General features: G+C 55.3%; 21 protein-coding genes and 1 tRNA gene. 8 read left to right on the top strand and 14 right to left on the bottom strand.

Annotation, left to right across the window (positions count from 1 at the left end; translation table 11 throughout):
- Positions 1 to 46 precede the first annotated feature (46 nt).
- Both glnE and RCF31_RS15945 read right to left on the bottom strand, forming a co-directional pair.
- Positions 47 to 2899 (bottom strand): bifunctional [glutamate--ammonia ligase]-adenylyl-L-tyrosine phosphorylase/[glutamate--ammonia-ligase] adenylyltransferase, encoded by a 2853-nt coding sequence (glnE, locus tag RCF31_RS15950; RefSeq protein WP_416411663.1) that lies wholly within the window; start codon positions 2897 to 2899, stop codon positions 47 to 49.
- Between the two features lie 30 nt (positions 2900 to 2929).
- Positions 2930 to 4240: an inorganic triphosphatase gene (locus RCF31_RS15945; protein WP_416411662.1), complete on the bottom strand. Its 1311-nt coding sequence runs from the start codon at positions 4238 to 4240 to the stop codon at positions 2930 to 2932.
- Between the two features lie 204 nt (positions 4241 to 4444).
- Between RCF31_RS15945 and RCF31_RS15940 the strand changes: the two genes are divergently transcribed.
- Together RCF31_RS15940 and RCF31_RS15935 are read left to right on the top strand one after the other, a co-directional pair.
- Positions 4445 to 5065: a TIGR04211 family SH3 domain-containing protein gene (locus tag RCF31_RS15940; protein WP_299459478.1), complete on the top strand. Its 621-nt coding sequence runs from the start codon at positions 4445 to 4447 to the stop codon at positions 5063 to 5065.
- 137 nt (positions 5066 to 5202) lie between these two features.
- The gene (locus tag RCF31_RS15935) at positions 5203 to 6435 is read left to right on the top strand and encodes a multifunctional CCA addition/repair protein (protein ID WP_416411661.1); all 1233 of its coding nucleotides are present in this window, start codon (positions 5203 to 5205) and stop codon (positions 6433 to 6435) included.
- Positions 6436 to 6451: 16 nt separating this feature from the next.
- On the opposite strand, the gene bacA is transcribed toward RCF31_RS15935, so the two are convergent.
- Positions 6452 to 7270 (bottom strand): undecaprenyl-diphosphate phosphatase, encoded by an 819-nt coding sequence (gene bacA / locus RCF31_RS15930; RefSeq protein WP_084876868.1) that lies wholly within the window; start codon positions 7268 to 7270, stop codon positions 6452 to 6454.
- A gap of 189 nt (positions 7271 to 7459) precedes the next feature.
- Positions 7460 to 7819 carry a bifunctional dihydroneopterin aldolase/7,8-dihydroneopterin epimerase gene (gene folB, locus RCF31_RS15925; RefSeq protein ID WP_013510542.1) on the bottom strand — a complete coding sequence of 120 codons (360 nt, stop codon included), beginning with the start codon at positions 7817 to 7819 and terminating at the stop codon, positions 7460 to 7462.
- Between the two features lie 106 nt (positions 7820 to 7925).
- Here folB and plsY point away from each other — a divergent pair, with 106 nt between their 5' ends.
- Positions 7926 to 8531, top strand: a complete 606-nt coding sequence (gene plsY, locus RCF31_RS15920) for a glycerol-3-phosphate 1-O-acyltransferase PlsY (RefSeq protein ID WP_299459460.1) — start codon at positions 7926 to 7928, stop codon at positions 8529 to 8531.
- A gap of 31 nt (positions 8532 to 8562) precedes the next feature.
- Here the strand turns inward: plsY and tsaD are convergent, their stop codons facing one another.
- Positions 8563 to 9576, bottom strand: coding sequence for a tRNA (adenosine(37)-N6)-threonylcarbamoyltransferase complex transferase subunit TsaD (gene tsaD, locus RCF31_RS15915; RefSeq protein ID WP_299459457.1), 1014 nt, complete (start codon positions 9574 to 9576; stop codon positions 8563 to 8565).
- 281 nt (positions 9577 to 9857) lie between these two features.
- Between tsaD and rpsU the strand changes: the two genes are divergently transcribed.
- The 3 genes from rpsU to rpoD all read left to right on the top strand — a co-directional run bounded on the left by rpsU (position 9858) and on the right by rpoD (position 14027).
- Positions 9858 to 10073, top strand: a complete 216-nt coding sequence (gene rpsU / locus RCF31_RS15910) for a 30S ribosomal protein S21 (RefSeq protein WP_001144069.1) — start codon at positions 9858 to 9860, stop codon at positions 10071 to 10073.
- A gap of 118 nt (positions 10074 to 10191) precedes the next feature.
- Positions 10192 to 11937, top strand: coding sequence for a DNA primase (gene dnaG, locus RCF31_RS15905; RefSeq protein ID WP_299459041.1), 1746 nt, complete (start codon positions 10192 to 10194; stop codon positions 11935 to 11937).
- 245 nt (positions 11938 to 12182) lie between these two features.
- Positions 12183 to 14027 (top strand): RNA polymerase sigma factor RpoD, encoded by a 1845-nt coding sequence (gene rpoD / locus RCF31_RS15900; RefSeq protein ID WP_013510546.1) that lies wholly within the window; start codon positions 12183 to 12185, stop codon positions 14025 to 14027.
- A gap of 44 nt (positions 14028 to 14071) precedes the next feature.
- On the opposite strand, the gene mug is transcribed toward rpoD, so the two are convergent.
- Both mug and RCF31_RS15890 read right to left on the bottom strand, forming a co-directional pair.
- Positions 14072 to 14587: a G/U mismatch-specific DNA glycosylase gene (gene mug / locus RCF31_RS15895; RefSeq protein WP_299459037.1), complete on the bottom strand. Its 516-nt coding sequence runs from the start codon at positions 14585 to 14587 to the stop codon at positions 14072 to 14074.
- Positions 14584 to 15171, bottom strand: coding sequence for a TetR/AcrR family transcriptional regulator (locus RCF31_RS15890; protein ID WP_416411601.1), 588 nt, complete (start codon positions 15169 to 15171; stop codon positions 14584 to 14586). The genes mug and RCF31_RS15890 overlap by 4 nt, the downstream gene beginning before the upstream one ends.
- Before the next feature lie 135 nt (positions 15172 to 15306).
- On the opposite strand from RCF31_RS15890, the gene RCF31_RS15885 reads away from it, so the two are divergent.
- Complete coding sequence (locus RCF31_RS15885; protein WP_416411600.1) at positions 15307 to 16092, top strand: SDR family NAD(P)-dependent oxidoreductase; 786 nt, start codon at positions 15307 to 15309, stop codon at positions 16090 to 16092.
- 199 nt (positions 16093 to 16291) lie between these two features.
- Positions 16292 to 16367: transfer RNA gene (locus tag RCF31_RS15880), tRNA-Ile, on the top strand.
- Positions 16368 to 16535: 168 nt separating this feature from the next.
- On the opposite strand, the gene RCF31_RS15875 is transcribed toward RCF31_RS15880, so the two are convergent.
- The 7 genes from RCF31_RS15875 to RCF31_RS15845 form a co-directional block, all read right to left on the bottom strand.
- Entirely contained in the window at positions 16536 to 16754 is a 219-nt protein-coding gene (locus tag RCF31_RS15875; RefSeq protein ID WP_084876876.1) for an ogr/Delta-like zinc finger family protein, read from the bottom strand.
- Between the two features lie 62 nt (positions 16755 to 16816).
- Positions 16817 to 17986, bottom strand: coding sequence for a phage late control D family protein (locus RCF31_RS15870; RefSeq protein ID WP_416411599.1), 1170 nt, complete (start codon positions 17984 to 17986; stop codon positions 16817 to 16819).
- Positions 17983 to 18510 carry a phage tail protein gene (locus RCF31_RS15865; protein ID WP_416411598.1) on the bottom strand — a complete coding sequence of 176 codons (528 nt, stop codon included), beginning with the start codon at positions 18508 to 18510 and terminating at the stop codon, positions 17983 to 17985. Before RCF31_RS15865 ends, RCF31_RS15870 begins: the two co-directional genes overlap by 4 nt.
- A 3-nt stretch (positions 18511 to 18513) precedes the next feature.
- Positions 18514 to 20976: a phage tail tape measure protein gene (locus RCF31_RS15860; RefSeq protein WP_416411597.1), complete on the bottom strand. Its 2463-nt coding sequence runs from the start codon at positions 20974 to 20976 to the stop codon at positions 18514 to 18516.
- Entirely contained in the window at positions 20966 to 21091 is a 126-nt protein-coding gene (locus RCF31_RS15855; RefSeq protein WP_416411596.1) for a GpE family phage tail protein, read from the bottom strand. Before RCF31_RS15855 ends, RCF31_RS15860 begins: the two co-directional genes overlap by 11 nt.
- A gap of 32 nt (positions 21092 to 21123) precedes the next feature.
- Entirely contained in the window at positions 21124 to 21402 is a 279-nt protein-coding gene (locus RCF31_RS15850) for a phage tail assembly protein (protein WP_416411595.1), read from the bottom strand.
- 59 nt (positions 21403 to 21461) lie between these two features.
- The gene (locus tag RCF31_RS15845) at positions 21462 to 21971 is read right to left on the bottom strand and encodes a phage major tail tube protein (protein WP_416411594.1); all 510 of its coding nucleotides are present in this window, start codon (positions 21969 to 21971) and stop codon (positions 21462 to 21464) included.
- Positions 21972 to 21977: the final 6 nt, after the last annotated feature.

The raw sequence follows: 21977 nt of genomic DNA, 5'->3' as shown, positions 1-21977 counted from the left end.
CTCCAGACTGCGATAAAAATAGTGCGCGGATAATAGCACAGAATGCTTAGTGTTCCGCGCTGTCAGATTCAGCCAGCCAGCGTTGCCAGCTGGCATTAACCGTGGCGCGTTCAGCCACAAAGGCTTCCGGCTCCACATGACCGGGCAGCTCCTGCAAAGCCAGATGATGCAACGCATCGCGCAGGGTGACATAAGCATGCGTCAGCGCTCGTGCCTCCTCATCCGGCATAATGTCATGCTGCGCCATCAGCTCAAAGATGCGCACATTATCAGACCAGCGTGTCAGAGCGGGCTGCCGGGCGGCGTAGCCTAAGACAAGATATTGCGCGATGAATTCAATATCGGTAATGCCGCCTTCATCAGTTTTGATTTCCCAGCGCCCTTTATGTTTGTTACTCAGATGCGCCCGCATTTTTTCCCGCATCTCACGTACGTCTTTACGCAGCGTATCTTCATCACGAGGCAGACAGAGAATGCCGCGTCGGATCTGATTGAATTGTTCGCACAGCGCCGCTTCGCCAAACACAATGCGCGCACGCACCAGCGCCTGATGTTCCCAGGTCCAGGCCTCGTTACGCTGATAATCATCAAACGCGGCAAACGTGCTGACCAGCATCCCGGCCGCACCGGACGGGCGCAGGCGTGCGTCCACTTCATACAAAATGCCGGAGGAGGTACGCGTGCTGAACAGATGCATCACTCGCTGTGCCAGACGCAGATAGAACTGGCGACCATCAATGGCACGTTCGCCGTCAGTCACCGCGTCATCCGGGCAGTCATGCAGGAAAACCAGGTCGAGGTCAGAGCTATAGCCCAGTTCCCAGCCGCCGAGCTTGCCGTAACCCACCACGGCAAAACCCCGTTCGCCGTCATGAGTCAGATGGGACGGACGCCCATAACGCTGCACCATCATGTTCCACGCCTGCTGAACCACCGATTCGATAATCGCCTCGGCCAGCCAGGTTAAGTGATCACTCACTTTCATCACCGGCAGCGTTTCGGCGATGTCGGCTGCCGCGATGCGCAGATGCTGCGCCTGCTTAAACTGGCGCAACGCCTCCAGCTGCTGCTCTTCATCATCCGTAGGAATGCGCATCAGGTACTGGCGCAGTTCATCACGATAGGCATCCGTGGCGGTGGGTTGATACAGCGTCGCCGGGTCGAGCAGTTCATCCAGCAGCAAGGGATAACGCGCCAGCTGGCTGGCAATCATCGGTGAGGCGGCGCACAGACGAATCAGATGACGTAACGCGCCGTGGTATTCGGTTAACAGCTCCAGATAGGTGCTACGCGTCAGGACACCAAGTAGCAGCGGTGTCAGGCGGCTAAGGATCACCGCCGCATCGGGACGTGGGCAAACCTCGCTCAGCAGGCGCGGCATCAGTTGATCGAGCGCCTGACGACCGCGTGGCCCAATGGTGCGACGCCCCACATCCAGACGAAAAGCGTTCAGCGCTTCATACAACACACGTTGCTGTGCTTCATCCAGCTGCGGCACCAGCGCCGCCAGTTCGCTCTCTTCGAGCGTGTCCTGCCACAACACCGCAAATTCGGCCAGCTCGCGCTGGTCATCGATATCTGGCGTATCGTCGCCAATCAATTCATCGAAAATGGCACGCACACCCGCCATATGCTGTTCAAGGCTGGCAATCAACGTTGGCCAATCCGCTGCCCCCATGCCCCAGGCCAGGCGCTGACGGTCAAGATCGTTTTCCGGTAACGTCTGGGTTTGTTCATCATTCAGGCTTTGCAGCAGGTTTTCCAGACGACGTAAGAACAGATACGCCTCGCGCAGGTGCTCTACCTGCTGCGCCGTCAGTAAACCCAGTTCGCCAATCGCAGCAAGCGTGGGTAACAAGGATCGCAGCTGAAGTGAACGCTCACGTCCACCGCGTATCAACTGAAAGACCTGCACGATAAACTCGGTCTCGCGGATACCGCCCGCACCCAGCTTGATGTTGTCTTTCAGGCCACGGCGGCGAACTTCACGGGCAATCATCCCCTTCATGTTACGCAGCGATTGGATGACGCTGAAATCGATGTAACGGCGATAGACAAAAGGCCGCAACATTTGCTGCAATTCCTGGCTCCAGCGTCCCTGGTCATCGCCCATCAGACGCGCTTTGACCATGGCATAGCGCTCCCAGTCGCGCCCCTGCTCCTGATAATAATCTTCCAGCGCGGCAAAACTCAGCACCAGAGGACCACTATCGCCAAACGGACGCAGACGCATATCCACCCGGTAGACAAAGCCATCCACCGTCGGTTGATCGAGCACTTTTATCAAACGCTGGCCCATGCGGGTAAAGAACTGGGCATTATCGAGTTCACGCCGACCACCGCGGGTTACGCCGTTTTCCGGCCAGGCAAAAATCAGGTCGATATCTGAGGAGAAATTAAGCTCGTTGCCGCCCAGTTTGCCCATGCCAAGAATCAACATCGGCTGGGGTTCACCGGCTTCATTGCAGGGGGTGCCAAAATCGCGACAGCAATCCTGCCATACCCAGTCACGCGCTGCTGCAATCAGGGTTTCGGCCAACACGCTGAGTTGTTGCAAACTCTGTGTGGTGCTGGCCTGATGCAGACACTGCATCCAGGCGATACGCACCAGCATATGGCGGCGGAACAGACGCAGCTCACGCATCAGGCTGGCTTCGCCATCCACATTTTGTAGCGTCTGATTCAGCCAGCTGGCATACGACTGCCACTCATCAGGCTCAGGGGGTTGTTGTTGTAGCTGCTGCCACCACTCAGGGTGCTGCTGCAGGTTGTCGACAATAAAGTCACTGAAAGCGAGCGCACCTGCCTGCTCAGGCGTCAGTGCGTCGGGCGACACATTGAGCTTTTCCGCCGCACTGGTCAGTTGCGCCTGCATCAGCGCCGATAACGGTAACAACATCTTCCCTCCCTGATTCTGTTTTGTGTGGCGTTAGCGTGGTGTCCCGCTGTTAAGCCAGAATGGGGCCTGCTTCACCGCCTGATTCACCAGCGTATTCAGGCCTCGCTCCTGCTGGATGGCAATGGCATGTTGCAATGTCTGCCAGCCTGACAGCCAGTTGTTCACCTCTTCAGCCGGATACGCCCCTGCCAGCAGATGCACCGCCAGCAGCTGGCGATTCAGACGCGTGGCTTTATCCTGAAACTCATTAAACAGCTGCACATCGGCAAACGTGTCTTTCAAATCAGCGGTGATACGGCTCAGCATAATGTCGCTAAAGCGTTTGAAGGAACCCTGCAGTTTGCTTTTGCTCTTATCATCCAGCCAGTTTTGCCATTGCGCCTCTACCAACCAGTGAGTAAGCGCTAACTGAGCATCGACAGAGCTGAGTGAAAAACTGAGAGCCGACGCATCCTGCTGGCTATCGGCCAGCAACTCTTCTATACGGGTCAGCTTCTGCCGCAAATCACTGCTGGCTTTACGCGGCACCAGCGCACCAAATAGCGAGAATGCCTGACGCAGGGTTTCTAATGCCTCCAGCACCGACGCTCGCGCTGCCGGATTACCACGCAACCACACTTCTTCATGGTATTGCCAGTGATTCAGCCCTGCGGACAACGCGTTGATCATGCCCTGCTCTACCGTCGCCTTTGCCGGGATTTTCAGTAGCGGCAGGTTGCGCAATGGACGCGGTGTATTGCCCTGTGCCAGCTGATAACCGCGGGCGGCTTTGCTCAGGCTGCCGAGGCGCAAACCACCCATAGCAATAAGCTGTTGGGCAAATTGCAGCAGATCTTTACGCTGCCCCTGCTTCAACTCCAGCTCCACCTCATATAAAGGTTCGCTGAACTCACCAGCGGCTACCGCTCCGCGATCAAACGCCACCTCAATTTCGCTATTGGCAAACTGCACCAGCCACATCTCGCGCTGGAAATGGGTGCTGAACAGGGGCTCCAGCCGTTGCTGCAACGCTGCCACATCTGTTCCCTGCGGCCAGATTTCGGCGGGTAACAAGGCGATGTCCAGATCCGGCGTGCTGATATCGACGTTATATTCCGGTCGCTGATGCAACCCACCCACGCTTTTTCCTGCCGCTTTGAGCGTCATTTCATAGCGCTGGTCAACGCCGCGAATGCGCAGCCCCATATCCCAGCGCCGCAGCTGGTTGTCATCGGTTTCAAAATAGATGTTGGTCAGCTCACGCGCTGATACATGTTGATGAGGCCATGCTGCAAGAGTTGTAGCCAGTTTTTCGGCCGCTTCCGGCGTGGCAATGAACTTTAATTCGATTTCGATGGTCATAATTTTTTATTGAATACGCTGCTGGCACTTAAGAAGTTAATCTGGCGAAGAGTAATGCACAGAATGCATGCTGTCTCGGCTTTCTTTTGCTTTTACGACCCTTTTCACTCCAGATTGAGACCAGGATAGTTCTCATTCAGATTTATGGGAAGCCTCTCCAGACTGTGCCGGTAATTTTACGCCATGACGAAAAATTGATATCGAATGAAAAAAATCACACTTGCAGCTCTTTCATTGCTGGCTTTCAGCGCCATCACTCCAGCTCATGCAGACGAAAAACGTTACATCTCCGATGAATTATCCACCTGGGTGCGCAGCGGCCCTGGCGATCAATTTCGCCTGGTTGGCAAGCTGAATGCCGGGGAAGAAGTACAGTTGTTGCAAACCAACAACGATACGCAGTACGGCCAGATTAAAGATTCGCAGGGTCGCACCACCTGGATTCCTCTCTCCCAGTTGAGTGCCGATCCCAGTCTGCGTACCCGCGTGCCGCAGCTCGAGCAGCAGGTGAAGGACCTTACCGACAAACTGCAAAACATCGACAACAGCTGGAATCAGCGTACGTCCGATATGCAGAACAAGGTAGCCAGCAGCGATAGCACCATCAACGGCCTGAAAGACGAAAATCAGAAGCTGAAAAACGAGCTGATTGTCGCGCAGAAAAAAGTCAGTGCCGCTAACGTTCAGCTGGATGACAAACAGCGCACCATCATCATGCAATGGTTTATGTATGGCGGTGGCGTGCTGGGCGTGGGTCTGTTACTGGGTCTGTTGCTGCCGCATATGGTGCCGCGTCGCAAAAAGAACGATCGCTGGATGAATTAAGCCGATCATTGTTCTTTTTTTGGGAGGGGATCGTAAGATGCCCCTTTTGGCATGCCCGAATTTTGGCCAAACTGTGCAACAATTAGAGATTGATGCGTGCCCGACACGCAAAGGTAGATGGCCTCTGGAGTAGTTGAGTGAAGACGTTTCTGGTCGGTGGCGCAGTGCGTGATGCGTTGTTGCGTTTACCGGTAAAAGATAAAGATTGGGTCGTGGTAGGCACCACGCCTGATGCGATGCTGGCGCAGGGCTTTCAGCAAGTTGGCCGGGATTTTCCGGTTTTTTTGCATCCACAAAGCCGCGAAGAGTATGCGCTGGCGCGTACTGAGCGCAAAAGTGGTAACGGATATACCGGGTTTGTGACCTGGTTTGCGCCGGATGTCACGCTGGAGCAGGATTTGCTGCGACGCGATCTGACCATCAATGCCATCGCGCAGGCGGATAGTGGTGAGTTAATCGATCCCTATTCCGGACAGCGCGATCTGGCCGATCGTATCCTGCGCCATGTTTCCGCCGCTTTTAATGAAGATCCCCTGCGCGTCTTACGCGTGGCGCGGTTTGCTGCCCGTTTTGCCCACCTGAACTTCCGTATCGCTGGTGAAACTCAGGCGTTGATGCGTGATATGGTCGCCAGCGGCGAGCTGGCACATCTCACGCCCGAACGCGTCTGGAAAGAAACGGAAAAGGCACTGCTGACGCGTAATCCACAGGTTTATTTCCAGGTACTGCGTGATTGCGGCGCGTTGCAGGTGCTGTTCCCGGAACTCGATAATCTGTATGGCATCCCCGCCCCCATCAAATGGCACCCGGAGATTGATAGCGGTATTCATTCTCTGATGACTCTGACGATGGCAGCTGCGCTGTCCGAACAGCTGGATGTGCGCTTTGCCACGCTGTTCCACGACGCAGGTAAAGCCCTCACGCCGCCGGAGAAGTGGCCGAGCCATCATGGTCATGGTCTGGCCGGAGTGCCGATTGTGGCAGCCTTATGTGAGCGGTTGCGCGTACCCAACTCTGTGCGCGATCTGGCACTGCTGGTCACCGAATTTCACGATATGGTTCACACCATCGAACGCCAGCCAGCCGCAGCGTTGATTGCGCTGTTTGATCGCATTGATGCCTGGCGCAAGCCGCAGCGTGTGGAGCAAATGGCGCTGACCAGCGAAGCCGATGCACGCGGCCGAGCCGGGCTGGAAAACAATGCCTATCCGCAGGGTGATTATCTGCGCACAGCATTCTCGCTGGCACAGGCCGTTCCCACCAAAGCCGTGGTGGACGCTGGATTCAAAGGAGCAGAAGTTCGGGAAGAGTTAACACGGCGGCGAATTGAGGTACTGCAGGAAAGGCTGATTAACGCGCGGCCAGCGTAACTGGCCGCGCATTGCATCACATGAACAGCATGTAAACCACGCCCGCGATGATAAAGCGGTAGATGGCAAATGAGACAAAGGAGATGCGTTTAATCAGCTCAAGGAAGGCTTTGATGGCAACCAATGCCACCACGAAGGCGGTGACAAAGCCAACGGCGAACATCGGCAGATCCTGCATCGTCAGGAAGCCAATGCTTTTGTACAGATCCAGCACTGTCGCACCCATCATCATCGGTACTGCGAGGATGAAGGAGAACTCCGATGCAGCATAGCGGCTCACGCCCATCAGCATACCGCCAGAGATGGTGGCACCCGAACGTGAGAAGCCCGGCCACAGCGCCAGACACTGGAAGCAGCCAATCATAAACGCCTGACGATAGGTAATATCGTCAATCCCCACCGCTTTCGGCTGCTTTGGTTTAAGGTATTCAGCCACCAGCAGCAGCACACCACCCACCACCAACGCATACATCACGTTAATCGGGTTGAACAGCGATTTGATTTTATCGTGCAGCAGCAAACCAATGACCACCGCAGGCACCATACCCAGCAGGATATGAATCAGAGTCAGATGGCCTTTGCCGGTACCTTCATGTTTCACTTCACCAAAATGAATACCGATTAAGCCAAAGAGTCGACGCCAGAACATCACCACGACAGCAAGAATAGAACCGAGCTGAATCACCACTTCAAAGGTATCGGCGGTGTCGCCTTCGAAACCTAACAAGTGGCCAACAATAATCATGTGGCCAGTGGACGAGACCGGTAAGAATTCGGTCAGACCTTCCACTATCCCCAGGATTGCAGCTACCCACAGCTGATGAATATCTGCCATCAAATTTTCCTCTATCCGTTTTAAACAGTAAAAAGGCGGTCGCATCTGCCTACCGCCTTAAATTATGCCTGCGCCAGTCTGAAGGAAACCTTAAGGTTTCCGGTAACTAAGCCGCACTAAACGCAACGGCTCTCGCTGAGACACACCATAATTTGGTTTGGTTTCATTGTGATGGCAATCACGTCAGATTTATTTAGGAATAGTCCCGCGCTCAATTCGTACGCCAACCGTGGCTGCCTGCGCTACAGCCCCCGGTTTTCCTACGCGGATGCGCACGCCGGGCGTTTTGAAACGATTCATCAACAGATCCGCAATTTCTTCCGCTACCCGTTCAACCAGAGCAAAACGCTGCCCGTTAAGATGGTTTAAAATTGCCTCGGTGACATCGGCATAACTGAGGCAATCATCGACATCATCGCTGGCAGCCGCCTGGCGGTTATCCCACGCCATTTCGACATCGAGCACCAGCTTCTGCTGCATGCCCTGCTCCCAGTCGTAAACGCCAATAGTGGTGAACACGGTGAGTTGCTCAATAAATACGATATCCATGATGTAGTCTCTGTTTTTGGCTAAGCCGGATACCACTTCCGGCGGATTATGCGTATTATCCACACTTACCGAGAACAAAACGACCCTACAGGAACGGTATGGAACTATGAGTGCTATCGCGCTTGGTATGATTATTTTCGCGTATCTTTGCGGCTCCATTTCCAGCGCGATACTGGTGTGCAAACTCGCTGGTCTGCCGGATCCACGCACCCAGGGTTCAGGTAACCCCGGTGCGACGAATGTATTACGTATCGGGGGGAAAGCACCCGCCGCTGCGGTACTGATCTTTGATATCGCCAAAGGGATGCTGCCGGTGTGGATCGCTTATCTGCTGCATATTCCGCCGTTGTATCTTGGCCTGACGGCGATTGCCGCCTGCCTCGGCCACATCTATCCCGTTTTCTTTCGTTTTCGCGGCGGCAAAGGCGTGGCGACAGCGTTTGGTGCCATTGCGCCGATTGGCTGGGATCTGACCGGATTGATGACCGGTACCTGGCTGCTGACGGTGCTACTGAGCGGCTACTCGTCGCTGGGCGCGATTGTCAGCGCGTTAATCGCCCCTTTTTATGTCTGGTGGTTTAAGCCGCAATTCACCTTTCCGGTGTCGATGCTTTCCTGCCTGATTTTGCTACGTCATCACGACAACATTCAGCGTCTGTGGCGTGGCCAGGAAAATAAAATCTGGAAGCGGAAAAAAAAGCAGCAGAAATAAAAAAACCGGCGCGCAGGCCGGTTTTTTTATTTCAGATAGCAGGCAGTTCAGCCAGCGGCCAGCGCGGTCGGACACTGACGCCCAGTTCACCCCGTGTTCCGCCTTTCAGTCGCACCATACCCGCATAAGCAATCATGGCACCGTTATCGGTACAGAATTCCGGGCGGGCGTAAAATACTTCACCACCGCGCGCGCGCATCATCTCCGCCATGCGCTCGCGTAACGTGCGGTTGGCGCTGACGCCGCCGGCGATCACCAGACGTTTGAACCCCGTCTGCTCCAGAGCTCGCTTGCATTTGATCATCAGCGTATCCACCACCGCATCTTCGAAGGCTCGGGCGATATCGGCACGTGCCTGATCGTCGCCCGCATGTTCGCGGATGGTATTGGCAGCGAAGGTTTTCAGGCCGGAAAAGCTGAAATCAAGGCCGGGGCGATCGGTCATCGGGCGCGGGAAAGTGAAACGACCCGGCGTGCCCTGCTGTGCCATGCGCGAGAGCATCGGGCCACCCGGATAGTCGAGGCCCAGCAGTTTGGCGGTTTTGTCGAAAGCTTCACCCGCCGCATCGTCAATGGATTCGCCCAGCAGGGTGTATTCACCAATGCCGGTGACGCTAATCAGCTGGGTGTGACCGCCCGAAACCAGCAGCGCCACAAACGGGAATTCCGGCGGGTTGTCTTCCAGCATGGGGGCCAGCAGATGGCCTTCCATATGATGGACTGGCACCGCAGGAACATTCCAGGCGAATGCCAGTGCACGACCAATGGTGGCACCAACCAGCAGCGCACCGACCAAACCTGGTCCGGCCGTATAGGCCACGGCATCAATCTGCTGCGGCTGCAATCCAGCCTGTTTCAACGCCGCCTGAATCAGCGGCACGGTTTTACGCACGTGATCGCGCGATGCCAGTTCTGGCACCACACCGCCGTAATCGGCATGCAATTTTACCTGGCTATATAATTGATTTGCCAGCAGACCGGACGCATCGTCATAAATCGCGATGCCGGTTTCATCGCAGGACGTTTCAATACCCAGAACTCGCATAGCTTTTCGTACCCTCTTCTTGCGGCGCGCAGTGTACCACAGGGAGATCACCGGCCGGGCAACTTTGACCGCGAAAAAGTGTTTTTCCGTCGCACAAAGAGTGCGCTATACTCCACGGCCTGAAAAAACCGGCAGCCGCAAGGCACAAGCCCCTGTTGGTTTCAATTTGTTCCTGGTGCTTTACAAGCCAACCTCGGTTGGAGTAGAATTATGCACCATTTTGAAATGTGCTGGCGCCGCAGTCAGCAGCAAAAACCGAATTTTATCGAGGTGAGAGTTACATGCCGGTAATTAAAGTACGTGAAAACGAGCCGTTCGACGTAGCACTGCGTCGCTTCAAGCGTTCCTGCGAAAAAGCAGGCGTTCTGGCTGAAGTTCGTCGTCGTGAGTTCTATGAAAAACCGACTACCGAACGTAAGCGCGCTAAAGCGTCTGCAGTTAAGCGTCATGCCAAGAAACTGGCTCGCGAAAACGCACGCCGCACTCGTCTGTACTAATTTCTTTCGGAGGTTCGCCTCCGCCGCGTGATAAACGCAGACAGAGTCAAGTAAGAGGCCGTGCTTTCCGAAAGGAAGCGCGGCTTGTTGCCGTTTATGAGCTGAAAAACCGGGGCTTATGGCTGGACGAATTCCACGCGTATTTATCAATGACTTACTTGCCCGCACGGACATCGTGGATCTTATCGATGCCCGCGTTAAGCTGAAAAAGCAGGGTAAGAACTATCATGCGTGCTGCCCATTCCATAACGAGAAAACCCCCTCTTTCACCGTAAACGGTGATAAGCAGTTTTATCACTGCTTCGGCTGTGGTGCCCACGGCAATGCCATCGACTTCCTGATGAATTTCGATCGTCTGGAGTTTGTCGAAAGCATTGAGGAACTGGCCACACAGCACGGCCTTGAAGTGCCTTATGAAGCGGGCAACGGCCCCAGCCAGATGGAACGCCATCAGCGCCAAAGCCTTTATCAGCTGCTGGAAGGTCTGAACACCTTCTATCAGCAGAGTCTGCGTCAATCGCAGGCCCAGCCCGCTCAGCAATATCTCGCCACGCGTGGCCTTAGCCAGCAAGTGATTGATCACTTTGCCATTGGCTATGCACCGCCCGGCTGGGATAACGCGCTGAAGCGTTTTGGTCAGCAGAAAGAGGATCGTGAGTCGCTGATGGAAGCAGGCATGCTGGTCAGCAATGACAAAGGCCGCACTTACGATCGTTTTCGCGACCGGGTCATGTTTCCGATTCGCGATAAACGCGGCCGGGTGATTGGTTTTGGTGGCCGTGTGCTGGGCAACGATACGCCGAAATACCTGAACTCGCCGGAAACACCGATTTTCCATAAAGGTCGTCAGTTGTATGGCCTGTATGAAGCGCTGAAAAATCATCCGCAACCGGCTCGTCTGCTGGTGGTGGAAGGGTATATGGATGTGGTGGCCCTGGCGCAGTTCGGCATTGATTATGCCGTTGCCTCGCTGGGAACTTCGACCACTGCGGAACATATTCAGCTGCTGTTTCGCTCGACGGAAAACGTGATTTGCTGTTACGACGGTGACCGTGCCGGCCGCGAAGCCGCCTGGCGTGCACTCGAAACCGCATTGCCTTACATGAATGACGGTCGTCAGCTACGCTTTATGTTTTTGCCTGATGGCGAGGACCCGGACACGCTGGTGCGCAAAGAAGGCAAAGCCGCGTTTGAATCAAGGATGGAGCAGGCTATGCCGCTCTCCACGTTTCTGTTCGACAGCCTGCTGCCGCAGGTTGATCTGAGTACGCGCGACGGTAAAGCACGCCTGAGTACGCTGGCGTTACCGTTGATCAGGCAGATCCCCGGTGAAACCTTGCGTATTTATATGCGTCAGGAATTAGGTAATAAACTCGGCATTCTTGACGATAATCAGTTAGAGAAGTTATTGCCGAAGCAGGCTGAGAGTGGAGCCGCACCCACCGCACCACCGCTGAAGCGCACAACCATGCGCGTGCTGGTGGCGTTACTGGTGCAGAACCCGCAATTTGCCGCCATGGTGCCTGCTCTCGAAGGTCTGGAGCAGTCAAAAATGGCGGGTTTACCGCTGTTTGTGGAGTTAGTCAGCCGTTGTTGTGAGAATCCTGGCCTGACGACCGGACAGCTACTAGAGTTATATCGCGGGACAAATTTTAGTCAGACACTTGAAACACTGGCCACCTGGAACCACATGATAGTGGATGAAGAGGCGGAAACGGTGTTCCAGGATTCTCTGGCGAGTCTTTACGATTCCGCGCTGGAACAGCGTCTTGAAGCGCTCATTGCACGCGATCGTACCGAAGGATTAAGTGCTGCCGAACGCCGCGAATTCTGGGCACTGAGCCAGGCACTGGCAAAGAAATAACCGTTTTAGACGCTCTGGTTGCCGATACCGTTAAAATGGCAGGGAACCGGGGCGATAAGCATTAGCGGAACCAGGCGAGAAGCCTGGCCCGAAAAAAGCATCCAAGCGGCTTAAGTGCCGAATATCAGAGGGCAAATGCCCTGGCCGCGACGAAGGCAGCGGCAAAAACACAACGCCTTCACTGTTATTGTTGGCTCGCTGCCGACCGACACCAATCTAATTAACAGAAGTGTGGATACCGTCTTATGGAGCAAAACCCGCAGTCACAGCTTAAGCTACTTGTCACCCGTGGTAAGGAGCAGGGCTATCTGACCTATGCTGAGGTCAATGACCATCTGCCGGAAGATATCGTCGACTCCGATCAGATCGAAGACATCATCCAGATGATTAACGATATGGGTATTCAGGTGGTGGAAGAAGCCCCTGATGCCGATGATCTGATGCTGAATGAAAACAGTGCCGATACTGACGAAGATGCTGCGGAAGCCGCCGCTCAGGTGTTATCCAGCGTTGAATCTGAAATTGGCCGTACCACTGACCCAGTGCGCATGTACATGCGCGAAATGGGTACTGTTGAACTACTGACGCGCGAAGGCGAAATTGACATCGCTAAACGCATCGAAGACGGCATCAACCAGGTTCAGTGCTCCGTTGCAGAATATCCGGAAGCAATCACCTATTTGCTCGATCAGTACGATCGTGTTGAAGCAGGCGAATCACGTCTGTCCGACCTGATCACCGGTTTTGTCGATCCGAACGCTGAAGAAGATCTGGCCCCTACCGCCACTCACGTGGGTTCTGAGCTGTCTGAAGAAGACCGCGATGACGACGATGAAGACGACGAAGAGAGCGACGACGACAGTTCTGATGACGATAACTCTATCGATCCGGAACTGGCGCGTGAGAAATTCGTTGAGCTGCGCACCCAGTACGAAACCACCCGTACGGTGATCAAGGCCAAAGGCCGCAGCCACGCCGACGCGGTTGCCGAAATTCAGAACCTTTCTGAAGTGTTTAAACAGTTCCGCCTGGTACCGAAGCAGTTCGACTACCTGGTAAATAACATGCGTGAAATGATGGAGCGCGTGCGTACTCAAGAACGCATCATCATGAAGCTGTGTGTTGAACTGTGCAAAATGCCGAAGAAAAACTTCATCACCCTGTTCACCGGTAATGAAACCAGTGAAAGCTGGTTCAAAGCCGCGCTGGCGATGAACAAGCCGTGGTCGGAAAAACTGCTGGAAGTGCAGGACGACGTCATGCGTTGCCTGCAGAAGCTGCTGCAGATTGAAGAAGAAACCGGTTTGACCATCGAGCAGGTGAAGGATATCAACCGTCGTATGTCTATCGGCGAAGCCAAAGCGCGTCGTGCGAAGAAAGAGATGGTGGAAGCTAACCTGCGTCTGGTGATTTCAATCGCGAAGAAATACACCAACCGTGGTCTGCAATTCCTCGACCTGATTCAGGAAGGCAACATCGGTCTGATGAAGGCGGTTGATAAGTTTGAATATCGTCGTGGTTATAAGTTTTCAACTTATGCCACCTGGTGGATCCGTCAGGCTATCACCCGTTCTATCGCCGACCAGGCGCGTACCATCCGTATTCCGGTGCATATGATTGAGACCATCAACAAGCTCAACCGTATTTCGCGCCAGATGTTGCAGGAGATGGGCCGCGAGCCGACGCCGGAAGAACTGGCTGAGCGTATGCTGATGCCGGAAGATAAAATCCGCAAAGTGCTGAAAATTGCCAAAGAGCCAATCTCTATGGAGACGCCGATTGGTGATGATGAAGATTCACATCTGGGCGATTTTATCGAGGACACCACGCTGGAGCTGCCGCTGGACTCTGCAACTTCTGAGAGCCTGCGTTCTGCCACCCACGACGTACTGGCTGGCCTGACCGCGCGTGAAGCGAAGGTACTGCGTATGCGTTTCGGTATCGATATGAATACCGACCACACGCTGGAAGAGGTAGGCAAGCAGTTTGACGTAACGCGTGAGCGTATTCGTCAGATTGAAGCCAAGGCGCTGCGTAAACTGCGTCATCCAAGCCGTTCCGAAGTGCTGCGTAGCTTCCTTGACGACTAATCGGTCTGAGATAAAAAAACCCCGGCTTGCCGGGGTTTTTTATTTCACTCGCTTTTCTGCAACCATAGATAAAGTTGTCGATAAGCAGCGGCCATCTCCTCCAGCGAAGCACGATTTAGACCACTCGGATTGGGCAACACCCACAGCCGGGTATTGCCGAGAGTGTGTGGCTGCTCACCCCACTCCACTTTACGCTGACGAAATGCGCGCTGGAACGCATCTTTTCCCAACACCGCCAATGCACGCGGCTGATAGTTCAGCACTTTCTCCTGCAATCGACTGCCACCATCACGCAGCTCATCCCCAGCCAATTCCGTCGCCTGCACCGTTGGTCTTTCCACCAGCATAGTAATGCCGCAGCTGGTCTCCAGCAGCCGCTGTTCCTGTTCCGGCTTAAGCTGTTCATGGGTGAATCCTGCCAGATGAATCACCTTCCAGAAGCGATTGCCCGGATGGGCAAAATGAAAGCCAGTATGCGCCGAGGAATGACCCGGATTGATGCCGCAGAACAGCACCTGTAAATGTGGAGCGATGATGTCGCGAATATTGTGATCACTCATACCGGCTTCAGCCCTGCACGCTGTTTCACGGACAGGAGACTGTCAGCCAGAATCTGACTCGCCTCAGTATCATCCGGGCAGGCGCGTGCCAGCGCCATCGCACCAACCATTTCAGCCAGGATGCTGGCGGCCAGCCTATCCGCCTGAGGATTGCCGAGTTCCTGCAATGGATGAGCCAGTCTCTGACGCACCACTTCGCGCCGCTGTGAAAATAGCGTACGAGCCTCAAGTGGCAAATGCGCCATCTCGCTGGCAAGTGCGGGGAGCGGACAGCCCTCACCCGGCGTGACGCGATGCACATCGGAGAGATAATTATCGATCAGCTGGTTCAAACGCTGTGCCGGATCCTCAATCTGCACAATCGCCGCTAATCGTTGTGCGGAATCAGCAAACATCTGAGCAATCACCGCTTCTACCAACACATCACGTGAAGCGAAATGAGCATAGAAACCGCCATGCGTTAAACCAACGCGCTTCATCAACGACGCAACACCGATGCTTTCCGTGCCGCATTCACGCATCACTTTGGCTGCCTCATCCAGAATGCGCTGACGCGTGCGCGCTTTGTGACTCAGCTTTTCCATCCTCTGCTCTCCGGTTCATCAGTTACAGCAATCATAGTAATTATTACGACCATCATATTCCAGCTTGACGATAAATATTATGAGCGTCATATTTAGCACGTCAAATATGATAACCATCATTTAGAGGAATCGACCATGTCATCATCTCAACTGGCTTTGATCACCGGCGCATCCAGCGGTATTGGCGCTACCTATGCAAAACAACTGGCCGCCCGCGGCTATAACCTGATTCTGGTGGCACGCGATGTCGCTCGTCTGAATGCGCTGGCGCAGAGCTTACGTGAATCGGCTGGCGTGGAAGTCAGCGTCTTACCTGCGGATCTCACCAAAACGCAGGATTTACAGCGTATCGAACAGGAACTACGTGAAAACCACCACATCACGTTGCTGCTGAATAACGCAGGTATGAGCGTCGAAGGGGAATTTATCGATGCAGATCTGGAACGCATTCAAACCATGCTGGCGTTGAATATCGTGGCTCCTACCCAACTGGCCCACACTGCTGCACAGGCATTTCGTGCGCGTGGCCACGGCACCATCATCAATATTGCTTCCGTGCTGTCACTGATACATGAACAGTTCAACGGTGCCTACAATGCGACCAAATCCTTTGTGCTCACACTGACGCGCGCCATGCAGCGCGAGCTGGTTGATAGCGGTGTGCATGTACAGGCGGTTCTCCCCGGCGCGACCCGTACTGAGATTTTTGATCGTTCGGGCACTCCGATTACGGCATTTCCGGCAGAGATGTTGATGGAGGTTGAGGATCTGGTCAGTGCTGCCCTACGCGGGCTCGACGCTGGTGAACTGGTAACCATCCCATCGCTGGAGAATACTGACCTGTGGAATGACTTCGACAATGCGCGTGTGGCACTCCAGCCGTACTTATCCCGGAATAAACCAGCATCACGTTATCAGTAAGCACGATGGTAATGAGAGACAGGGCTTTCCCGCCCTGTCTCAGAATCATCTACAGATCAGATTATTTTTGCACCAATGGACGTGGGATCTACGAATTTTCTCATTGATATCAAAGAGTCAGAGGTTGGTTTAATTTTCAGCAACCAGCTATCAATGGCTGGATTGCCCTGGCGAGATACTTTATAATCCCCGCTCCGCTGGCCCCTTAGCTCAGTGGTTAGAGCAGGCGACTCATAATCGCTTGGTCGCTGGTTCAAACCCAGCAGGGGCCACCAAATTAAGCGAATAAATTCATACAGTTAAGCCACCTTTTACGGTGGCTTTTTTGTTTTCATACACTCAAGTGTCGCAAAAGTGTCGCATCACTTTTTTTTGGATATCTCGCTTATGTGCCCTGCATACCAAACAATGGGCGAAAAAAAACCCGCTTTCGCGGGCCTTGCTCAGTGCAACTGCAAAGGCTGCTGATCGTGACTTGTATGAAGCGGTACTCTATTAACGGTGCCTGGCGTGGCGATGCGGCAAACCACAGTTTCCATAGTTTTAAATGTACAACTGCAATTTATGTTCTGGCACTGGTGATATCTCTCTTTCGTTTCCTTAGAAATATAACGACTGCTTTTAGCATGGGCGGCGGTCTGACAAAGTGGGCAATGCATCATGGGCGACTCTCCTAATTAGCTCCCACCTTATTAGACTAAAGCGAGAAAAATAACAACAAAAATTAGCCAAAAGCTACATCATCATTCAATTCATATTCCACATCAGACAGCAGCACCTCAAAATCCAGTTGCGTGGTGTAGCCGCTGGCACTCAGGCTGTGCGTCACCTTACTGATGAGCCACGGCTGTCCATCAATCACCGATTTAAATCCGCTCACGGCAACCGGCGTTTCCGGGTAAAGGTCAGCCCGGCCCATTGCCAGGGTGATCGAGAACTCGGCAACACCTCGTTGCAGCTTCTCCCACTTTGCCTTAGCGGCGCGCATGGCCGTAGCTTTGCTGGAATAGACCGTCGTCAGCGTAAACACGTTATCCTCGCTGCCCGCCAGATAATCCCCCTCATTCGCTTCCGGTGTTTTCGTGGTTCTGGCCGTGGTCTTTTTCGCGGCCGGATGTTCCAGCGCGCGCAGGTGCTTCTCTTTGGGTTTGCGCTGTAGCTTCACCTTCTTCGGCTTCGGGTCTTTCGTGTGCAGCCAGCTTGCTGATACACCGGTGTAGGCTCCACGATCGGCAATGCTGAAGCTGTGCCGGTCGCCGTCTTTGCGGGTGATGGTCATCTGCGGGATGGGTTTTCCGCTGATGGTGACGCCGTTACCCGGCCGGATAAACAGCAGCCGCCCGGCCTTCACTGCGGCCACCGCGCCGTAAAGCGTGGCGAGTCGCGTCAGAAATTTGGCATCAGTCTCCTGCGTCTGGTCGATATGTGCCACGGCGATCCCGGCAAAGCCGTCGGCCAGCATGGGTTTCAGGCTATTGCGCCCGGCCACCTGCGTGACGATATCGCCCAGGGTGGTGTCGTGATAAGACACCTCGCGGCGGGAATTGAGTGAACCACGAAAATCAGCGCTGCGGGCGCGGATAGTCATCGTGTCCGGCGCGCCGTGGTGCTCCACCTCATCAACGGTAAAACTGCCCTTGCCGATAAGCGCCTGGCCTTTCCAGCCGAGAAACAGCGTCACCACGGCCCCGCGTACCGGCATCGCCAGCTGCCCGTCGGCGTCGTCCAGTTCGATATCGAGCTGGTCAGCCTCAAAGCCGCGGTTGTCGGTCAGTGTGAGCGAAATCAGCCGGTCACGGATGTTTGCCGTCACGTCTTTTGAATTCACCGTCAGCATAAAATCAGGCGTCAGGCGTGCTCCGGCCTGCACCGGCAGGCTGCTTATCCCCGTCATCCCAGCAAACCTCCCGCCTGTGAGATAAGACTGCCCGCCGCTGACTTAACGCTGTTGATAGCTGATGTCACCTGACCGGGCAGATTGCTGATACCGCTGATTAAGCCGTCGGCCTGTTGTTTCAGGTCGCCAAACATCGACGTCAGGGACTCATCGACACGCTTCAGGCTCAGGGTAAACATGATCTTACTGGCCGTGCCGTTGCTGAAAAACTCGCTGTGCGTGTTGGAAATGCTCTCGATCACGTACATGCCGTAAATCACACCGTTGCCGCCAATCAGCGGCCACGCCATGCCCTGATCGGCCAGCAGGCGAATGGTCATCAGGGAAATGGCCCCGCCCGTAATCTCCGGGCGCAGCTCCCCCGACAGCGTGATTTTTTCATCACCCGGCCCGATAAACTGCGCCGCCGGGCGAAGGCCAATGCGGCTGTTGGTCGGCCAGCGGTAATCAATATTCTGCTGCATCTCGCCGTAAGGCAGCGTCTGGCGCATAAACGGCATCATGCCGTAAATCATCATCACCGGTTAATCCTCCCAGCCCATTTTGCTGCGGTTCTGCGCCTGGCGGCTGCGCTCCTGTTTCGCCTGGTGCTGCGCCATCAGCGCCAGCGCATCGTCTTTACTCATCCCCTCATGCATATTGATTTCATACTGATACGTATTCTGGCTGCGGTCGGTGTAGCCGCCAGCGGCGGACGGTGACGACACCGGGCGGTAAGGTGCGCCACCGGTGGCGAGGCTGTACTGCAAGCCGCCGGTGTCCACGCCTGCGCCGCCGGTTGCCACCGGGTCGGGAGAAGGCACCTTGTCTTTCAGGCCGTCTGATTTGGTGTCGATAATGCCGAGCTTTTCCAGCACCCAGTCGATACCGCTGCGCAGCTGGTCAAGCGCATGGCCGGGGATTTTCAGCGCTTCGGCCAGCATATTGCCGAATTTCTTACCCATATCCCCGGCCGAGGCGAGTTCCGCCTGCGTGGATTTCACCGGCTCCAGCAGTTTGCCGAACCAGTCCCACAGCTCTTTGATTTTGCCGCCGAGCCATTCAAAAGGTGGTTTCAGCGTGCCGAATGACTCGCCAATTGGTCCCATAGCGGCGGTAAAGCCTTCGGCAACTCCGGCGATAAAGGCGCTGATGGGTTCCCAGTATTTGCGGATGAGCAGCGCACCGGCAACAACGGCCGCGACCACGGCGACAACCGGCAGGGAAATTGCGCCGATGGCGGTCACAATCGCGCCCCCGGCAATACTGAATACCGTTCCCAGCAATCCGGCCCCGGCAATCAGCAGGTTAACCCCGGCGATCACCGGCCAGGCAACCAGCCCGATGGCACCAATTGCGCCGACCAGAATCAGGCCCGCCGTCGCGGCTTTCGCAATGCCGGATGAAAGCACCGGATTCGCCTGAATCCACTTATCCACCTGCAACAGAAATTTGGTGGTGTCCTGGGTCAGCGTGCGCAGGCTGGTGTCCAGCTGGTCATAAAGATCGGTGCCGATGGCCTCATACGCCGACTGTAATTCTTTGAAGTCGCCGCCGAGGTTGTCCTGCTGCACGTTAACCAGGTTTGCCGTGCTGCCGTCCGACTGCTGAAAGGTTTTAGTCAGCTTGTCCAGCTCACCACTGGAGGCAGCTTTCATCAGCGTCACGGCAGACGATGCCGCCTCTTCGCCAAAGATGGTTTTCAGGTACTCCGCCTGCTGCGCCGTGCCGAGTTTGTTTTTCTCAAAGGATTTCTGCATCTCTTTGAGCACGGTGAAAAACGGCCGCATGTTGCCTTTACTGTCCGCCGTTTTGACGCCCAGCTCCTGGATAGCTTTAAACGCGGCCCCGGTCGGTGCCTGCACGCGCAACAGCATGGCGCGCACGCCGGTCCCGGCCATGCTGCCGGTGGTGCCGTTCTGTGCCAGCGCGCCGATCATCGCCGTGGTCTGCTCAACGCTGACGCCTGCGTTTTTCGCCACCGGCGCGATGTAGGTCAGCGCATCGTTCAGCCCGTCAAAGTCGGCGGCGGTTTTGTTGAGCATCGCGGAAATCACATCGCCCAGGTGCGCCACTTCGCTGTTAGCCATACCAAAGGCGTTTTTGGTACTCATCAGCAGCTGCGCGCTTTCTTCCATCGTGCGGTTGTTCGCCAGCGACATATTCAGCGTCACCGGGGTGGCGGCTTTGATGTCGTCCGTGCTGCCGCCCGCTTTGGCGATGATAATCTGCGCCTGCGCGGCGTCGTTGGCCGAGGCGGCGGTGTTGTCGCCGATGCTGCGCGCCTGGGTTTTCAGCGACTGAAACTCAGGCGAGTTCTTATCAAGGCCGAGCGTTGCCTGCAGCGTGGAGTTTGCCAGGGCAAAGTCATAGCCCGGACGCAGTACGGTCGATGCGGCCACCGCGCCGACCGTGGCGGCACCGATACCGGCCGCACCGGCGTTGCGTACCTTCGCCGACAGTTCCTGGCCTTTGCGGTAGCGTTCGCTGGTCTGATTCAGCCGCTCCTGCTGCGCGTTCAGGCGCTGAAGTTCCTGTTTCTGGCGGCTCAGGCTGACGGTAGCCTGCGCCGAGGCGGTTTTGAGGCGCTGCTGCTCGGTACTGAGATTACGGGTCGAAATCCCTGCGGCCGTCAGCGCCTCGCGCTGCTGCTGCACCGACAGGCGCAGCGAGTTCGATTTGGTCTGTAGCTCTGACGCCGCCTGGCGGGCCTTCTCCAGCGCGCGGGCCTGCTGCGTGGTCGGCCGTTCGGTGTTTTTAAACGTTACCGCCAGCGCTGCCGCTTCGGCTTTGGCGTCTTTGAGTTTCTGCTGCGTGACAGCCAGCTGCGCGCTGGTTTTGCGGAAACCGTCGATTTTAGCCGCCTGCGCATCCAGTTCTTTAATGCTGCTCTGCGTCCGGCGGATTTCTTCCGACAGCCCTTTGGTAGCGGTCAGCACGGTTTTAAACGGGCGGGTGGCTTTGTCTACCGCATTCAGCAGCACCTGTATCTTGAGGTTATTGCTCATCCGGGTTTGCTCCGCTGCGGATAAAGGCTTTATGCCGCCAGTCCATCAGCTCGGCCAGCGGCAGGTCGTACATCTCGGAAGGGGGCCAGTGGAATATCGTGGCGACGTCGGCCATCAGGTCGTTAACCGTCAGGCCGCGCGGCCAGTCTACTCGTCCGGCTTCGAGGACAAAAAACCGATCACCTTACCGGCCAGCGTAATCAGGTCGGCCGGGTCAAGGTTGTTGCAGTCGGCTTTGGTCAGCGCCGGAACGGTAATGCGGGGTAAAACAATCATCAGCGAATCCACATCCGAGCCTGCAAGATCGGACAGACGCACACCGCGCAGCGCACCAGAATTGGGTTTAATCAGTTCAACTTTGCTGATGGTGGTTTCACCGCGCTGAATGGGGTATTCCAGTTCAACGGTATTTTCGTTCTGTTCCATGTTCATTATCTCTGTTCACTGTGGTCAGGGAAAGCCAGCGCCGGGCGCTGGCGTCAGGGTTATACCAGGCCGATATTTTTGCGGCGCTGTTCCAGGCGGTCGGTGCCGTTGACCTTCTCCACCATGTTGACGGTGTCGATCTCAATCATCTCTTTGCCGTTAAACGTCAGCTTGTAATACGTGTTTTTGCTGGTGATTTTGGTTTCGGTGTCCTCGGCCGGTTTGGCCTCACCAAAATCAAACGTCTGGTGCTTTCCGCGCACCTCGATTTCAACCGCGATTTCTTCGCCGGTATCATCGCGCTGGTAAGAGCCGGTAAAGCGTAGCGGCACATCAGATGCACCCCACTGCGACAGCACCAGCTCATCAATACCGCCGATGGTCCATTCAATATCGAGTGCGTCATCCTCCAGACCGTTGTCGATATGTGCAGCCCCGTTCATGCCGCCTGCGCGGTACGGGTCGAGCTTACGCGCCAGCTTCGGCAGGGTGACGGCCGTCACCACGCCCTGATAGCTGTTCGAATCGTTAAAAAGGTTCATCGCCTTGAGTTTGCGTGGCAGTGCCATTTATCC

It is taken from the genome of Pantoea sp. App145, assembly GCF_047947045.1.
Taxonomy (GTDB): domain Bacteria; phylum Pseudomonadota; class Gammaproteobacteria; order Enterobacterales; family Enterobacteriaceae; genus Pantoea.
This window is presented reverse-complemented; position numbering and strand designations above follow the sequence as displayed.

Bases quoted from the DNA above. Each gene is read 5' to 3' on its own strand.
- glnE (WP_416411663.1), bottom strand. From the start codon at position 2,899: ATGTTGTTACCGTTATCGGCGCTGATGCAGGCGCAACTGACCAGTGCG.
- RCF31_RS15945 (WP_416411662.1), bottom strand. From the start codon at position 4,240: ATGACCATCGAAATCGAATTAAAGTTCATTGCCACGCCGGAAGCGGCC.
- RCF31_RS15940 (WP_299459478.1), top strand. From the start codon at position 4,445: ATGAAAAAAATCACACTTGCAGCTCTTTCATTGCTGGCTTTCAGCGCC.
- bacA (WP_084876868.1), bottom strand. From the start codon at position 7,270: ATGGCAGATATTCATCAGCTGTGGGTAGCTGCAATCCTGGGGATAGTG.
- folB (WP_013510542.1), bottom strand. From the start codon at position 7,819: ATGGATATCGTATTTATTGAGCAACTCACCGTGTTCACCACTATTGGC.
- plsY (WP_299459460.1), top strand. From the start codon at position 7,926: ATGAGTGCTATCGCGCTTGGTATGATTATTTTCGCGTATCTTTGCGGC.
- tsaD (WP_299459457.1), bottom strand. From the start codon at position 9,576: ATGCGAGTTCTGGGTATTGAAACGTCCTGCGATGAAACCGGCATCGCG.
- rpsU (WP_001144069.1), top strand. From the start codon at position 9,858: ATGCCGGTAATTAAAGTACGTGAAAACGAGCCGTTCGACGTAGCACTG.
- dnaG (WP_299459041.1), top strand. From the start codon at position 10,192: ATGGCTGGACGAATTCCACGCGTATTTATCAATGACTTACTTGCCCGC.
- rpoD (WP_013510546.1), top strand. From the start codon at position 12,183: ATGGAGCAAAACCCGCAGTCACAGCTTAAGCTACTTGTCACCCGTGGT.
- mug (WP_299459037.1), bottom strand. From the start codon at position 14,587: ATGAGTGATCACAATATTCGCGACATCATCGCTCCACATTTACAGGTG.
- RCF31_RS15890 (WP_416411601.1), bottom strand. From the start codon at position 15,171: ATGGAAAAGCTGAGTCACAAAGCGCGCACGCGTCAGCGCATTCTGGAT.
- RCF31_RS15885 (WP_416411600.1), top strand. From the start codon at position 15,307: ATGTCATCATCTCAACTGGCTTTGATCACCGGCGCATCCAGCGGTATT.
- RCF31_RS15875 (WP_084876876.1), bottom strand. From the start codon at position 16,754: ATGATGCATTGCCCACTTTGTCAGACCGCCGCCCATGCTAAAAGCAGT.
- RCF31_RS15870 (WP_416411599.1), bottom strand. From the start codon at position 17,986: ATGACGGGGATAAGCAGCCTGCCGGTGCAGGCCGGAGCACGCCTGACG.
- RCF31_RS15860 (WP_416411597.1), bottom strand. From the start codon at position 20,976: ATGAGCAATAACCTCAAGATACAGGTGCTGCTGAATGCGGTAGACAAA.
- RCF31_RS15855 (WP_416411596.1), bottom strand. From the start codon at position 21,091: ATGGCCGACGTCGCCACGATATTCCACTGGCCCCCTTCCGAGATGTAC.
- RCF31_RS15850 (WP_416411595.1), bottom strand. From the start codon at position 21,402: ATGGAACAGAACGAAAATACCGTTGAACTGGAATACCCCATTCAGCGC.
- RCF31_RS15845 (WP_416411594.1), bottom strand. From the start codon at position 21,971: ATGGCACTGCCACGCAAACTCAAGGCGATGAACCTTTTTAACGATTCG.